This is a genomic window from Mycobacterium sp. (assembly GCF_965277065.1).
In the GTDB taxonomy this organism is placed as follows: Bacteria; Actinomycetota; Actinomycetes; order Mycobacteriales; family Mycobacteriaceae; genus Mycobacterium.
Map to the genome: position 1 here is coordinate 672,408 of NZ_CBDIBT010000019.1, position 13,522 is coordinate 685,929.

Sequence of the window (13,522 nt, forward strand, 5' to 3'; positions counted from 1 at the left end):
GCGGAGATCAGAACATGCCCGGAACACCGAATGCGCTGAGGAGGCTGTCAGCCAGCGGGTCTAGCGCAGCGTCAAAGCCACCAGGCGCGAGCGCCGTATCCAAGGCCCGCAGCCAGGGTGCCAACGAAATCACTAGGAACGCCAGCGGTGGTAAACGCGTTCGGGTCGACCGCTTGGGCCAGGTCGGTGAACGCGTCAGCGTCCGTCGGCGGGACCGGTCCGTCAACGGCTGGATCCAGCCGGCCAGCCTGGGTGGGATTCATCGCCGCCAAACTGCTGTCAGCGCTCGCCGCGAGACTCACTATCGACGGGCCCGTGTTTGCCGGCAACGCGTCCTGGAACGGGTCGCGAGTGTGGTGTGGTCCGCCGAGGCGGCGGCCCGCGATGGACACTCTTCGCCCCGTTTTGTGGAGCAGAGAGATCTCAATCGACCTGACACCACCCTCGCCGCCGATGTACTACCAGCATTTAATGGAAGGGCCGAATGCTATCTTTTAGTGATGGCAAGAACGGTGACTCTGCGGCTCTCGGACAGCGCTTACGAAGCGGTGAAACGGTATGCCAAGGCCGACCAGATATCGATGAACGCCTGGATCGAGACAGCGCTCGACGCCGAGGACATGCGGCGACGATGCGAAGCCCACGACCACTGGATGCGACAACACCCCGATGTTGGCGCGTTCAGCGAAGCGTGGGCCGATCGCAATCTTGATGAGTTGACCAAGCGACGTTGACACCGCCACGCCGAGCCGATATCTGGGCCACGGGCACAGGAGTCGACGTGCTTGTCGTCTCCTCGACCGTCTACAACGAGATCCCGAGTGAGCCGACCATTATCGTTGTGCCGATATTCGCGCGCGACCCCGACACCGGATTCGGTGTGCCATTGGACGCCGAGGTGTGGGCCGCCCCTGGTTTGGTCACCAGCTTGCGCAAGACGGCCCTCACCGAGTTTCGCCGTCGCGTCGACGTCCAGGCCCTGACCGATGCGAACAATATGCTCTTCAGGATTCTCGCCACACCGGATCGATAGCGAGCCAGCACGGCTCTCGTTCCCACGTCGTGTCACGCCGACAGCCCGTTGCCCGGTCGCGGCATGCGCGAACGGGCAACGGGATCTCAAGCGCTGCGATCAGAACATGCCGTGAACACCGAATGCGGTGATGATGCTGTCAGCCAGCGGGTCCAGCGAAGCGTCGAAGCCACCAGGCGCGAACAACGTATCGAGACCCGCAGCCAGGGTGCCAATGAAGTCACTAGGAACGGCAGCGGCGGTAAATGCGTTCGGGTCGAACGCCTGGGCCAGGTCGGTGAACGCGTCAGCGTCCGTCGGTGGAACCACGTCAACGCCCGGATCCAACTGGGCGGCAAGGGTGGGGAACTCCGCATCAAGAGTCGTACCGTTGGTAAGCCCCGCATCTGAGAACGCGTCAGCGTCGGTGGGATCACCCGCCGGAAGTCCTGCGTCAACGGCTGAATCGAACTGGCCAGCAAGGGTGGGATTCGCCGTCGCCAAGGCGGTGTCAGCAGCCGTGGCTTGGGCCATTTGGGTAGCACTCGCGGTTGCCGGCAGCGAGTCCAGGAACGGGTCGGGCTCGGTGTCGACAGGTGGCGTAACCATTCCGTCAACGGTCGGGTCCAACTGCGCGGCAAGGGTGGGGTACGTCGCATCAAGAGTCGTACCGTTGGTAAGCCCCGCATCTGAGAACGCGTCAGCGTCGGTGGGATCACCCGCCGGGAGACCTGCGTCAATAGCTGAATCGAACTGGCCAGCAAGGGTGGGATTCGCCGTCGCCAAGGCGGTGTCATTAACCGTGGCGAGACTGACTATCGACGGGTCCGAGCTTTGCAACGGCGTCAGCGAGTCCAGGAACGGGTCGGGCTCGGTATCGGGCGGCGGCTGCGCGCTGTCGACCTGCGCGTCCAAGTTGCCCGTCAAGGTGGGAATGTTGTTGGGATTAAGGGTGGGATCGTTGGTATACAGCTTGTTGTCAAGAAGTATGGCTAGGGCGACTTGGGTGGTCGGCGCGTTCGCCGGTAGGAGGTCTTCGAATGGGTCGTTGTCGCCAGGAGGGATCAACGACCCATCAAACAACTGATCATCATTTAAGGCAGCGGTTGGGTCTTGCGCCGCCAAGGAGGCGTCAGCAGCTGACGCTTGGCCGAGTTCGGCAGCCGTCGCGTTTGGGCCGAGCAGGTCAGTGAACGGGTCAGGCTCCGTGTCGGTGGCCGACACAGGAGCGGTCGCTCCGGAGTCGATTCCCGCCTCTATATTTGTTTCAACGGAAACGGACGAGGAGATGTCGCCGTTTAGGGCTTCGGCGAGTTGGAGGGCAGTCGCGTTTGCCGGCAGCAGGTCCTCGAACGGGTCGACGTCCCCAGCAACAGCCGGCAGGGTCGAATAGACGTCATAGGTGTTATCAAGCAGCGTGGCAACGTCTGTATGCGACGTCGTTACGAATGTCATGTCCGCGGCCTGAGCGGTGGCGAGGTCAGTCGCGCTCGCGTTTGCCCCGAGCAAGTCAGTGAACGGGTCCGGTTCGGTATCAGCGACGTCGGCGGAAGCGGTGCCCATCGAGATAAACGCGGCTGCCATGGCGCCACCGACGGCGATGCCCAACCCGCTGCCGGTCACGCCCCGTCGGCGGCGCCCATCAGCGGTCCGGTGATAGCGAGACTTATTGCTCATCTGTTTTCCTCTCCCTGGACCGCACCCCAACCGGTTGCGGATTTAGTGCCGAGCAGACCAAACGCTAGGCGGCGGGACCCCTGGAGGAATCGGGTGTTTCCCTATGATTCTTAGAACTGGCTTAGCGCGATGTATGAAAAAGACCACAAAACTGTAATTTTTGCGGAGTATTCACTTACGTCCCGCTGGCTGATGTGGCTAGGCGCGCCGCGATGGGCGGTGGACACCCACAGTCGAGCGCTGATAGTGCTTGGCGTAGCCGACGCTCATCAACGGGCAGCTGCTGGAGAACCTCGAACCCCCGCACCGCGGGGGCAGCGCCGACTGTGGAGGGTGACGGATGCCTTACACAGTGAGGCCCTCGATGGGTGCAAGTCCTCCGGCGTCTGGCCCCGGGCTCACGGTGCGCAGCTGTACTTCGGCATCCCGGACCGTGGCCAGTAGAGCGGGCCGGTGCCATAGGCGAGCGTCGAGTTCGAGGTAGCGGACACCGACCCACCCGTCAAGTGGGAGCCCCGATCAGACAGGGGGGCGGAATAGGTTCACCAACGAATCAAAGACGCCCCCCGCTAGAAATGGGCCAAGCGCGGCGTCGATCGGGGCGCCAGCGGCTCCGAAACGTTGCTCGAATGGGTCGGCGTCGGCGGCAATTTGGTCAGCGATCAGGTCAAGCACGGTAGCTAGATTCGAGTCCGGCGACAGGACGATGCTGTTGAGGAATGTGTCAACCGGGTCCGACCCCATGTGATTCGGGGAGAGGTCCGCAAACGGGTCAGCGTCCGGCGGCGTAACCGGTCCGTCAACGGCCGGGTCCAACTGCGCGGCAAGGGTGGGGAGGTCCGCGTCAAGGGTCGTACCGTGGGTAAGCCCGGGCCGCTGGTAGTGACGGTCGCCCCGACCGGCAGGGCGTCATGCACCTCGATCGAGCCACCACCGCCATCGGGAATCCGCCGCACCGCGATCCGATATGCATCGGTGACCTCAGGGTCGCCGCACAGCGAGTATTGCCGCGTCAGTCCGCTCGGCAGATGGATGTCCAGATGCGAGCCCCGCACGCCACGGCACCAGTCGGCTGGCGTCGGGAGCAGTGAGAGTCAGGGCCACCACGTGTTGGTCGTGGGCGAGCACCTGGCGGTCCGCGACCGTCAGCGTCACAGTGCGGCCTAGTTCGCGTGGCGCCGCCATCTGCCGGATGTTTCCCGTCATCGTCCACACGCCGGACACGGCCGCGTCGATCAGACCGATAAATAAGTCGTGGCGGGACCGCCCGGACGTGCTTGGTGGCAGCCGCCGGTAGCGCTCGCGCAGCGACATCAAATATGCGCCGCGCGAGCGGCAGGGGACCGGGCCAGGTAGGCGACCGCCTGCGCCGTCGATCCCATCTGTTCGGGGGTGAAGCCGGGCCGGAAGTAAGCCAGCGTGTTGGAGCCAAAAAGCTTGCGGTACTTGGGGAGCAGACCCAACTTGGAATCGCGGGCGCGCAATCGCTGCGTTTTCCACCACCCGATGTCCACGTTCGGATCGGCCTTCATCAAGAACGAGGCGCCGCGCTGGAAGAACGAATAGATACCGATCATCGCCATCACCATGGCGCCGATGCGGTCGACATAACTGTCGTGGAAGTAGACCGCAACATCGTGGGCAACGCTGCGGTGCTCGACCTCCTCGCTGCCATGCCAGCGAAACACATCGGCCATTGTCGAATCGGCGCCGTAGTCGTCCCAGGTGCAGTTGAGTGCGAAGTCACCCATCACCGCGGTGTAATGCTCGAGGGCCGCGATGAACCACAGCCGGTCACACAAGTGGTTCATCCGACGCTTGGGATCCTCCGATGTTGATGGGGACAGCACCTTGGTGAAGACGTACTCCATCTGGTCGAGCATCAGCGTGGGATCTATGCCCCGTTGCTCCATGAATTCGTGCAACAGCCGCTCATGGACCTCGGCGTGAGCACCTTCCTGGCCGATGAAGCCCCGCATGTCCTCGGCCAGCTTCGGATCTTTAACCAGAGGAAGCGCCTCGTTGTACGTGGCGACGAACCAGCGCTCAGCCGCAGGCAGGATCAGGTTGAGCAGGCCGATCACGTTCGAGGCGACGGGGTGGCCGGGAATCCAGTGCAGCGGCACATCAGTGACGTCGAAGCGCACCTTGCGGGCTTGGATCTGAACCGGACCTGGATCTACCTCGTGCGCCAAACGGTCTGGTCGTGTCATCGCAGACCTCCCTCCCCCGAGCCTGGCCGAGTAATGCCGACGGAGTCAGTCTAAGGGCCGCCGTCAGCGTTGCGGGCCACTCACGGCGCCGCTTGTCCGCCGACGATCCCGTCACACTGCGTTGACGTGCAGCGCTACCAGGCGCACCATGACTGGCATGCGTTATGTCGTTACCGGCGGTACCGGGTTTATTGGGCGCCGTGTGGTGTCCCGTCTGCTAGACGCCCGACCGGACGCCGAAGTGTGGGTCCTGGTCCGCCGCGCCTCGCTCGGTCGCTTCGAGAGCCTGGCCGCCGACTGGGGAGACCGGGCTAAGCCGCTGGTCGGCGAGCTGACTGAGCCGGGGCTCGGCCTCACGGACGAGGCGATCGCCGAACTCGGAGACGTCGGCCACGTCGTGCACTGCGCGGCGATCTACGACATCACCGTCGCCGAATCCGAGCAACGCGCCGCCAATGTGGAGGGCACCAGGGCGGTCATCGACGTGGCGCGACGGCTCGATGCGACGCTGCATCACGTGTCGTCGATCGCGGTGGCCGGCGACTTCCACGGCGAGTACACCGAGGACGACTTCGACATCGGCCAACAGCTCCCGACGCCGTATCACCAGACGAAATTCGAAGCCGAATTGCTGGTGCGCTCGACATCGGGGCTGCGACACCGGATCTACCGACCGGCGGTGGTGGTCGGCGATTCGCGCACCGGCGAAATGGACAAGATCGACGGGCCGTACTACTTCTTTGGCACGCTGGCCAAAGTGGCCGTACTGCCTCGGCTGACGCCAATGATGTTGCCCGACGTCGCCCGCACCAATATCGTGCCGGTTGATTACGTCGCCGACGCCCTGGTCGCGCTGATCCACGCCGACGGACGCGACGGCCAAACCTTCCACCTGACCTCGCCGAAAACCATTGGGCTGCGCGGCATTTACCGCGGAGTCGCCGCCGCAGCGGGTTTACCGCCGCTGCGTGGGTCGCTGCCCCGGTCGGTGGCGGCACCGGTGCTCAAAGTGCGTGGCCGGCCCAAGGTGTGGCGCAACATGCTCGCCACCCAGCTGGGCATCCCCAGCGAGGTGCTCGACGTGGTGGACCTTGCCCCGACATTCATTTCCGAGCAGACGCAGAAAGCATTGCGCGGCACCGGAATCGAAGTTCCGGAGTTCGGCAGCTACGCGTCGACGCTGTGGCGCTACTGGGCCGAGCACCTCGATCCCGACCGGGCCCGACGCGACGACCCGGAAGGCGCGCTGGTCGGTCGGCACGTGATCATCACCGGAGCGTCCAGCGGTATCGGCCGGGCATCGGCGATCGCGATTGCCGAACGGGGTGCGACGGTATTCGCACTGGCCCGCAACATCGACGCACTCGACGATCTGGTCGCCGAGATTCGCGCCAACGGCGGCCAGGCCTACGCCTTCACCTGCGACGTCACCGATTCCGGATCGGTGGAACACACCGTCAAAGACATCCTGGGCCGTTTCGATCACGTCGACTACCTGGTCAACAACGCGGGGCGGTCGATCCGCCGATCGGTGGTCCACCAAACCGACCGGCTGCACGACTATGAACGCGTCATGGCGGTCAACTACTTCGGCGCGGTGCGGATGGTGCTGGCGCTGCTGCCGCACTGGCGTGAGCGGCGGTTCGGTCACGTCGTCAACGTCTCCAGCGCCGGGGTGCAGGCACGCAGCCCCAAGTACAGCGCTTACCTGCCGACCAAGGCCGCGCTCGACGCGTTCTCCGAAGTGGTCGCGACCGAAACACTTTCTGATCACGTCACATTCACCAACATCCACATGCCGTTGGTGGCCACCCCGATGATCAAACCGTCCCGGCGGCTCAATCCGGTCCCACCGATCACCGCCGAGCACGCCGCCGCGATGGTGGTGCGCGGGTTGATCGACAAGCCGTTACGGATCGACACCCCGTTGGGCACCCTGTCCGAGGCCGGTCACTACTTCACCCCCAAGCTGTCGCGTCGGATCCTGCATCAGGTGTATCTCGGCTACCCGGATTCGGCCGCAGCGCGCGGGGATGCCGCGACGGAAACCGTTGCGCGGCAACGGTCGTCGCGTCGCCCGAAGCGCCCGGCACGTGCGGCGTTGGCCCGGGCGCGGGTGCCCGGCGCGGTCAAGCGGGCCGTTCGTCTGGTTCCCGGCGTGCACTGGTAACTTCCCGGTATCGTCTCCGCAGTGGCCGTCGCACCAGTCTTCGCCGATGTCGACACCGGCGTCGACGACGCCATCGCGCTGATCTACCTGCTGGCCAGTCCGGACGCCCGCCTGGTCGGCATTGCGTCGACAGCCGGAAACGTTGGTGTGGACCATGTCTGCGACAACAACCTGGGCCTGCTGGACCTGTGCCGCGTCGAGGGCGTGTCGGTGTCGCGAGGCGCGGAGCAGCCGCTGAACTCCGTCGCAGCCGCCGACAGCCCAGTCCACGGATCACGAGGCTTGGGATATGCCGAACTGCCGCCGACCGATCGGCAACTCGACGGCGATGACGCCGCGACGGCGTGGGTGCGTGCGGCCCACGCGCATCCGGGCGAGCTGATCGGGCTGGCGACCGGACCGCTGACCAATCTGGCGCTGGCGCTGCGCAAGGAGCCGGAGCTGCCAACACTGTTGCGCCGCTTGGTGATCATGGGCGGCGTGTACGACTACCGCGGCAACACCAACACCGTCGCAGAGTGGAACATCGCCTTCGACCCAGAGGCGGCAGCCGAAGTCTTCGCCGCCTGGTCACCGACGGAAACTGTTGAGCCGCTCAGCCTTCCGATCCTGTGCGGGCTGGATGTAACCCGCAAGATTGTGCTCACGCCCGACATCTTGACCAGGCTGGCGATCGCCGCGGGCGCGACGACCGCCGAGATGAGCGTCAACGACAAGCCGGGCACCCGGTCGTCGTCGTCCAATGCCGTGATTCGGGTGATCGAAGATGCGACCCGCTTCTACCTGGAGTCGTACCACCGCCTGGGACACGGTTATCAGGCGCACTTGCACGATCCGCTGGCCGCCGCCGTCGCACTGGATCCCCACCTCGTCGCCACCCAGCAGGCCACCGTGGACGTCGAACTGACCGGTACCCTGACCCGCGGCATGACGGTCACCGACTGGCCGGGCCGTTGGGGACGAAAGCCCAACGCGCTGATCGGTGTTGACGCCGATCCGACCGTCTTTTTCGACCGGTTCATCGAGCGGGTGGGGCCGTTCGCCGGCCGGTTGGGCTGAAAGTTCTTTGCCACTCCGACTGTGAACTGGCTGGGGTTTTCGCGATTTTTTTGGCAGCGGGTGCCACGTTCGGCGTGACGGCTAACGGCTAGACGCGATCGGGCGGTTCCATCGGCACCGGGATGAGGTCGGCACCGCGTTGTGGTGACGCTGGGTGGTGACTCGTTCGACCATCACACAGTCACGTTGCGTGAGCGCGAGGCAATGACCCAGGACCGGGTCGGTTTTGATGCGGTCGCCGTTTGTCTGGCGCCGCAGCTCAGACACGCCCGAGGGGATTTGTCCAGCGCAGGCCGGGAAATCGCATGAAATCTGTGTCTGCGGAGGCTATTTCGACTCCATGTTCGACCGCGAGGGCGGCCAGTTGCGCATCTGGGACTAGGTTGCCGGTGATCTGGACCTGGGCGCATAGCCTGGCGTAAACCCGAGCGGTGATCTCCGTTGCGGGTGGAATCCACACCACCGGCACGGCGAGCCAGTCTTCGACGTATCGCCAGGCGTCGGCGGCAGGCAGTGGATTCTCGGTGACTCGCGGATGTGTGACGATGCGGAGGAACGCGCCGATGGTCTGCCAGGGCAGCCCGACGCGGCTATCGCCGTCGAGTGTTTCTTCTAGCCAGGCGGCGGCCGCTGAGTTATGGGCACTGTTCTCGTCCACTGCATACAGCAGCAGGTTCGCGTCAACGATCATCGCCGAGCAGGTCAAGCACGTCGGCGACATTTGTGACGTCGACCTTGAGGCCGATTTTCGAGGTGCGATGCTGATACTTGACCGTCTTGGAGGTGGCCTCTTTAGTCATGCCTCGCCGAGCCAGAAGGTTTAGAGCCTCACTGACGCCCAACCCTTCGCGGCGAAGACGCTCGATTTCGGCGGCTACATCGCTGTCGATCACAACGGTTGTCCGCATACTTCCCATAGTACCGCGGAGTAGCATCACAATGCGCGAGCAACGGCATTGCCGTGCTATACGTCTGATGGCCATGTGGCTGCCGTGTGAGGCTGTCGCAATGAACATTCTCGGCCAGGCCCGGCTAGGCCGCCTCAGATGGCCAACGACGGCTTCGCGAGCGCCGTTACTCGTAAATTCCCTCCAGATACCACCTCCTTTGCCGGTAGCACAGCAGCAGCGCGGCACCGGGATCGGACGCCCGCTCACCTTCGGCGAGCACCTGCACGCGGGCAGTTCGGCCCCCTGCGCGATCCGGGTCCCACCAGCGTTCATCGACCGGCCAGGGCCCAGCCCACCAGCGCAGCCGGTCGTCGCGGCCGCGGGCGGTCAGCCGGGCCGGGTCGGCGGAGAACAGCCCCCGGCTGGTCACCCGAATCGAATTGCCCTCGACATCAAGCAGTTCCACCGGATCGTCGAGTAGCACCGTCGGCGATGGTTCCGGCAGCTGACCGGGCCATGGCCGATTCGGGTCGGCGAGCGGCACCGGCTCGTCGCCCAGCGATGTCAACGTGATGCGTTCGGCCGGCCCACGGCCGCCGGACAGCATCGGTACCTGCACCGCCTCCGGACCCAGCAGACCCTGCACCCGGACCAGCGCTCGTCGGGCCCGCATCTGGCCTTCTTCACCGAGCCCGCCCCACAGCGGCAACTGCAGCGCCCCCGCCGAGACCACCTCCACCGCCTGCAGCCGCAACTGCACCACCGGTGCGGTGGGCCGATCCACCACGATCCGAGTGTTCAACCAGCCGTCCAGCTGCCAACGCACCCGATCGGCGGTGGCATCCTCGGTCAACGGTTCGGCGCATCGCCAAACCCGGCTCAGCTCTTCACCATTCGCGGTGACGGCATGGACGCCCAGCCGGGTGCATCCCACCCCGGCGGCCAGCAATGTCTGATGCAGCGCGCTGGCCAACGAGCGGCCGGCAAACGCCGCGGCGTCGACCCGGTCGATCGGCGGATCACACTGCAGCACCGCATCGAGCTCGGCCGGCAGCTCGCGCCCGGACGGTCCGCGTTCCGGCTCACCGCGGGCGAACTGGTGTGCGCTCACCGCGTCGGCGCCGAACCGGGAGGCGACATCCGTGCGCGACAGCGCGGCGAACTGACCGACCGTACGAATTCCCATTCGCCACAACAGATCCGCCAGATCTGACCGCCCCGGGCCGGACAGGCTGGGCTCGGTGGCGAGTTGCCGAATCGACAGCGCCGACAAAAAACGCGCGTCCTCCTCTGGCGTCACGATGCGGCCCGCGCGGGCGGCGAAGACCGCTGTCGACAGCCGATCGGCGATTCCGACCTGACACTCGGCGCCGGCCGCCGCCACCGCGTCGGTCAGCCGCTCGGCGACCTGCTGCTCGGATCCGAAAAAACGGGCCGCCCCGCGGACCGGCATGACCACCAGGCCCGGGCGCAGCACCTCGGCGCGAGGCACCAGGTCGTCTACCGCCGCGACAACTCCTTCGAAGTAGCGGGCGTCGCGGTCGGGATCGGCGGCGACGACGTGCAGTTGCGGGCAGCGGGCCGACGCTTCGCGCCGTCGCAGCCCTCGCCGCACACCTACCGAGCGGGCCGCCGACGAACAGGCGATCACTCGATTGGCCAGCGTGACAGCGACCGGTGACGTCGCGGGAAGCCCCGCTGCCGCCGCGGCGGCGACAGCGGGCCAGTCCATGCACCACACCGCCAATACCCGGGAGTCCACACTCACCCCGTTCGAGCTCGTCTGATCGCCCGACCCGCGGCGCACACCTCGAGGCGCACCTTGCTGATCCGCCCGAAACCGGGCTGCTCCGAGGTAGTTTCGTAACCGCAGACCCGAGCCTTGAGCCGTATCGACGCGCCCTGCCAGTCGCCGTCGGTGACCAGCAGCGTGCAGCCTTTCTGCTGAGCCCGGGCCACCACGGCCCGGGCTCGGGTCAGTGGCACCGAGCGTCCTTTCAGCGCCAGCACGATCAGGTCCATTCCGTCCATCAGCACCGCGGCGACCTCCACCGGGTCGGTCCCGGGATCCGGGATCACCGCGAGCCGGTTCAGGTCGGCTCCCATTTCGACCGCGGCCAACAGGCCCACATCCGGCTGGCCGACGATGGCCGCGTTTCCACCGGCAGCGGTCACCGCGGCCACCATGCTCAGCGACAGCGACCGGGCACCATAAAGGACCGCAACCGTCCCCTTCGGCAACGCATCCGGCAACACATCCGTCAGCAACTTCGGAACCGGGAGCCGGGCTTGCGAATCCGGAAGCAGGTCGTCCGTTTCAGCGTGGCCACGCTGAGCGGAGCCGATCTTCCCTGATACCGCCGCCATCTGCCGTCGCAGCTGTTTCAGCTGCTCAGCACGGTTGTGATGCGACTCCTCGGAAGCAAGCATCGCCGTCATCAACTACTCCTGCGGTACGGGTGTGACTACTGAGGTTCGAATGTATGTTCGAACGCTATTAGTCAATACCCACCCACCGACATCGTCAAGCGAATGCTTGCCGCAGGCGCCGGCCAGCTAACTCAGCTCACTGGCTGGAGTGTGACAGCGCGAGAGTGCAGCTGCCGAGATATTGCCCGACTAGACGTCTCGCTGAGCGCACTTTCGGCGGCGCCGCCACGATAACTCAGCTCAGCACCCGCACCGGGACGTTGTTCCAGCCGATGACGTTGGTCATCGCCACCCGCTGCAGCCCGTCCTGGACGATCGTGTAGCGCGGCATGTGATCCAGCAGCTTGTCCAACGCGATGGTGCTCTCCATTCGGGCCAGCGCGGCACCCAAACAGCTGTGCGTCCCATACCCCAGCCCCAGGTTCTGCGCCTGGCTGCGATCCCGGTTGATGTCGAAGGTGTCCGCGTCGGCGAAGGCTCTCTCGTCCCGGTTGGCCGAACCCAGACACAGCAGGACCGGATTTCCGGCAGGAATTGTGGTGCCATGCAGCTCAACGTCTTTCATGCTGTATCGCACCAGATACTGCGCGGGTGCCTCCCATCGCAGCAACTCCTCCACCGCGGCAGGTATCCGGCTGCGGTCATCGAGCAGCATCTGCCATTGATCTGGATGCTCGGCGAACGTGACCACTGCATTGCCCACCAATTTGGTGACCGTCTCGGCGCCTGCCCCGCCCAACATCGATGCGAAGGCGGCGATCTCGACGTCATCGAGCTTGGTCGCCACGCCTCCGCGCTCGACTTCGACGGCGATCAGATCGCTGATCATGTCGTCCTGCGGATCGGCCCGCCGTTCCTGAATGATGTTGTAGTAGAGCAGCCCGGTCTCGACACCGGCCTGAACACCTTCCTCGGGGGTCGCGACGTTGCCGTACTCCCGCTCCAGCATCTTGTCCAAGAGAAGACGGACCTTCTGGCGAAGCTCCGCAGGCACGCCGAGCATCCGGGTGATCACTTCTACCGGAAACAACGCCGAAAAGTCTTGCACGACATCGAACTCGGCGGGATTCGCCGCGGCGAGAAATTTATCGATCTGTTCGACGACCAATTGCCGCTGGCGCTCGACTGCGCGCGGGGTGAACACCTTGTTCACCAGGTTGCGCATCCGGCGATGCTCGGGCGGATCCATCATGATGATCAACGGCGGCACGGGATTTCCGGACTGCACCATCTCGAGATCGACTCCGCGCGACGACGAGAAGGTTTCGGAATCTTTGATGGCCGCAACGACATCGGCGTGCCGGGTCAGCGCATAGAAGTCGTAATTCTCGCTGTAGTAGACCGGCTCCTCGTCGCGCATTCGACGGTAGGTGGCATAGGGGGTGTCGAAGAAGTCGTTGGAAAACGGATCAAAGACAACTTTGGACGTGGTCAACGCCTTCTCCTACGTTTCGACTGGGGGCCAGCCATCCTGGATCGACCGTTCGGAAGACCGGCCGTAGCTCGGATCTCGCGACGCGCCGCCGCTGGATCCTTCTCGCGGAACATGTAGTGACTCATGGCAACTCGTGCGATCGCGCCGGCAAGGTCGCGGGCGTTCGCCGCGGCGTCGAGGGCACCCTCACGGACGCATTGCGCGAGTACGACCGACAGCCTGCCGCTGATCATCGGTAATGCCCTGGCCATCTGGTCCTGCGCGAAACCCGGATCCAGATCGAGCTGACGCCCGGGCGGCTGATCCTCGAGAAAAGACGCCACCACGTCGACCGCGGCTTCCAGTCGCGCGGCGCCGGTGACCCCGCTTGTCGCCTGTTCCATCGCCGCGTCGAAGCGGCGGCGTTCATGCTCTCCCAAGGCTTCGATCAGATCTTCCTTGGAGACGAAATACCGATAGATGGTCGGCCGTGACACCCCGGCCAGAGTTGCCACATCGGCCAACGACAACTTCCGCACGCCCGACCGAAGTACCAGCTGCCGGGCCGCCTCCAGTATCCGGTCGGCCAGATCGGGGCGCTCTGAACCGAATCCGCTCGGCTCGGCGATCGACACGACGGCAACCATTGCTTCTCAG

14 protein-coding genes are annotated in these 13,522 nt (G+C 65.0%); 4 read left to right on the forward strand and 10 right to left on the reverse strand.

Features of this window, described 5'->3' with window-relative positions; genetic code table 11:
- Nucleotides 1-71: 71 nt before the first annotated feature.
- A complete protein-coding gene (locus ACQY5A_RS20400; protein ID WP_428342126.1) occupies nt 72-392 on the reverse strand; it encodes a hypothetical protein in 321 nt (106 codons plus the stop codon).
- A gap of 108 nt (nt 393-500) precedes the next feature.
- On the opposite strand from ACQY5A_RS20400, the gene ACQY5A_RS20405 reads away from it, so the two are divergent.
- A complete protein-coding gene (locus ACQY5A_RS20405; protein ID WP_428342127.1) occupies nt 501-734 on the forward strand; it encodes a toxin-antitoxin system HicB family antitoxin in 234 nt (77 codons plus the stop codon).
- A gap of 47 nt (nt 735-781) precedes the next feature.
- Nucleotides 782-1,033: a MazF family transcriptional regulator gene (locus ACQY5A_RS20410; RefSeq protein ID WP_428342128.1), complete on the forward strand. Its 252-nt coding sequence runs from the start codon at nt 782-784 to the stop codon at nt 1,031-1,033.
- A gap of 99 nt (nt 1,034-1,132) precedes the next feature.
- Here ACQY5A_RS20410 and ACQY5A_RS20415 read toward each other — a convergent pair whose 3' ends face one another.
- The 3 genes from ACQY5A_RS20415 to ACQY5A_RS20425 form a co-directional block, all read right to left on the reverse strand.
- Nucleotides 1,133-2,689, reverse strand: coding sequence for a hypothetical protein (locus tag ACQY5A_RS20415; RefSeq protein WP_428342129.1), 1,557 nt, complete (start codon nt 2,687-2,689; stop codon nt 1,133-1,135).
- Nucleotides 2,690-3,670: 981 nt separating this feature from the next.
- Nucleotides 3,671-4,003: a hypothetical protein gene (locus ACQY5A_RS20420; RefSeq protein ID WP_428342130.1), complete on the reverse strand. Its 333-nt coding sequence runs from the start codon at nt 4,001-4,003 to the stop codon at nt 3,671-3,673.
- Nucleotides 4,003-4,902 (reverse strand): metal-dependent hydrolase, encoded by a 900-nt coding sequence (locus ACQY5A_RS20425; RefSeq protein WP_428342131.1) that lies wholly within the window; start codon nt 4,900-4,902, stop codon nt 4,003-4,005. The genes ACQY5A_RS20420 and ACQY5A_RS20425 overlap by 1 nt, the downstream gene beginning before the upstream one ends.
- A gap of 157 nt (nt 4,903-5,059) precedes the next feature.
- On the opposite strand from ACQY5A_RS20425, the gene ACQY5A_RS20430 reads away from it, so the two are divergent.
- Both ACQY5A_RS20430 and ACQY5A_RS20435 read left to right on the forward strand, forming a co-directional pair.
- Nucleotides 5,060-7,072: an SDR family oxidoreductase gene (locus ACQY5A_RS20430; protein WP_428342132.1), complete on the forward strand. Its 2,013-nt coding sequence runs from the start codon at nt 5,060-5,062 to the stop codon at nt 7,070-7,072.
- A gap of 21 nt (nt 7,073-7,093) precedes the next feature.
- On the forward strand, nt 7,094-8,131 hold the full coding sequence (locus tag ACQY5A_RS20435) for a nucleoside hydrolase (RefSeq protein ID WP_428342133.1): 1,038 nt from the start codon (nt 7,094-7,096) through the stop codon (nt 8,129-8,131).
- Between the two features lie 259 nt (nt 8,132-8,390).
- On the opposite strand, the gene ACQY5A_RS20440 is transcribed toward ACQY5A_RS20435, so the two are convergent.
- From ACQY5A_RS20440 to ACQY5A_RS20465, 6 genes are all read right to left on the reverse strand, one after another.
- Nucleotides 8,391-8,822 (reverse strand): TA system VapC family ribonuclease toxin, encoded by a 432-nt coding sequence (locus ACQY5A_RS20440; protein ID WP_428342134.1) that lies wholly within the window; start codon nt 8,820-8,822, stop codon nt 8,391-8,393.
- Nucleotides 8,812-9,039, reverse strand: coding sequence for a CopG family transcriptional regulator (locus ACQY5A_RS20445; RefSeq protein ID WP_428342135.1), 228 nt, complete (start codon nt 9,037-9,039; stop codon nt 8,812-8,814). Before ACQY5A_RS20445 ends, ACQY5A_RS20440 begins: the two co-directional genes overlap by 11 nt.
- Nucleotides 9,040-9,205: 166 nt before the next feature.
- Nucleotides 9,206-10,753, reverse strand: coding sequence for a DNA polymerase Y family protein (locus ACQY5A_RS20450; protein WP_428342136.1), 1,548 nt, complete (start codon nt 10,751-10,753; stop codon nt 9,206-9,208).
- Between the two features lie 32 nt (nt 10,754-10,785).
- Nucleotides 10,786-11,460, reverse strand: a complete 675-nt coding sequence (locus ACQY5A_RS20455) for a hypothetical protein (protein ID WP_428342137.1) — start codon at nt 11,458-11,460, stop codon at nt 10,786-10,788.
- A gap of 226 nt (nt 11,461-11,686) precedes the next feature.
- Nucleotides 11,687-12,886 (reverse strand): cytochrome P450, encoded by a 1,200-nt coding sequence (locus tag ACQY5A_RS20460; protein ID WP_428342138.1) that lies wholly within the window; start codon nt 12,884-12,886, stop codon nt 11,687-11,689.
- On the reverse strand, nt 12,883-13,500 hold the full coding sequence (locus ACQY5A_RS20465; RefSeq protein ID WP_428342139.1) for a TetR/AcrR family transcriptional regulator: 618 nt from the start codon (nt 13,498-13,500) through the stop codon (nt 12,883-12,885). The genes ACQY5A_RS20460 and ACQY5A_RS20465 overlap by 4 nt, the downstream gene beginning before the upstream one ends.
- Between the last annotated feature and the right edge of the window lie 22 nt (nt 13,501-13,522).

Coding starts and splice junctions, on each gene's coding strand:
- ACQY5A_RS20440 (WP_428342134.1), bottom strand. CDS start 8,822: ATGATCGTTGACGCGAACCTGCTGCTGTATGCAGTGGACGAGAACAGT.
- ACQY5A_RS20420 (WP_428342130.1), bottom strand. CDS start 4,003: ATGTCGCTGCGCGAGCGCTACCGGCGGCTGCCACCAAGCACGTCCGGG.
- ACQY5A_RS20425 (WP_428342131.1), bottom strand. CDS start 4,902: ATGACACGACCAGACCGTTTGGCGCACGAGGTAGATCCAGGTCCGGTT.
- ACQY5A_RS20450 (WP_428342136.1), bottom strand. CDS start 10,753: ATGGACTGGCCCGCTGTCGCCGCCGCGGCGGCAGCGGGGCTTCCCGCG.
- ACQY5A_RS20455 (WP_428342137.1), bottom strand. CDS start 11,460: ATGACGGCGATGCTTGCTTCCGAGGAGTCGCATCACAACCGTGCTGAG.
- ACQY5A_RS20415 (WP_428342129.1), bottom strand. CDS start 2,689: ATGAGCAATAAGTCTCGCTATCACCGGACCGCTGATGGGCGCCGCCGA.
- ACQY5A_RS20445 (WP_428342135.1), bottom strand. CDS start 9,039: ATGCGGACAACCGTTGTGATCGACAGCGATGTAGCCGCCGAAATCGAG.
- ACQY5A_RS20430 (WP_428342132.1), top strand. CDS start 5,060: ATGCGTTATGTCGTTACCGGCGGTACCGGGTTTATTGGGCGCCGTGTG.
- ACQY5A_RS20405 (WP_428342127.1), top strand. CDS start 501: ATGGCAAGAACGGTGACTCTGCGGCTCTCGGACAGCGCTTACGAAGCG.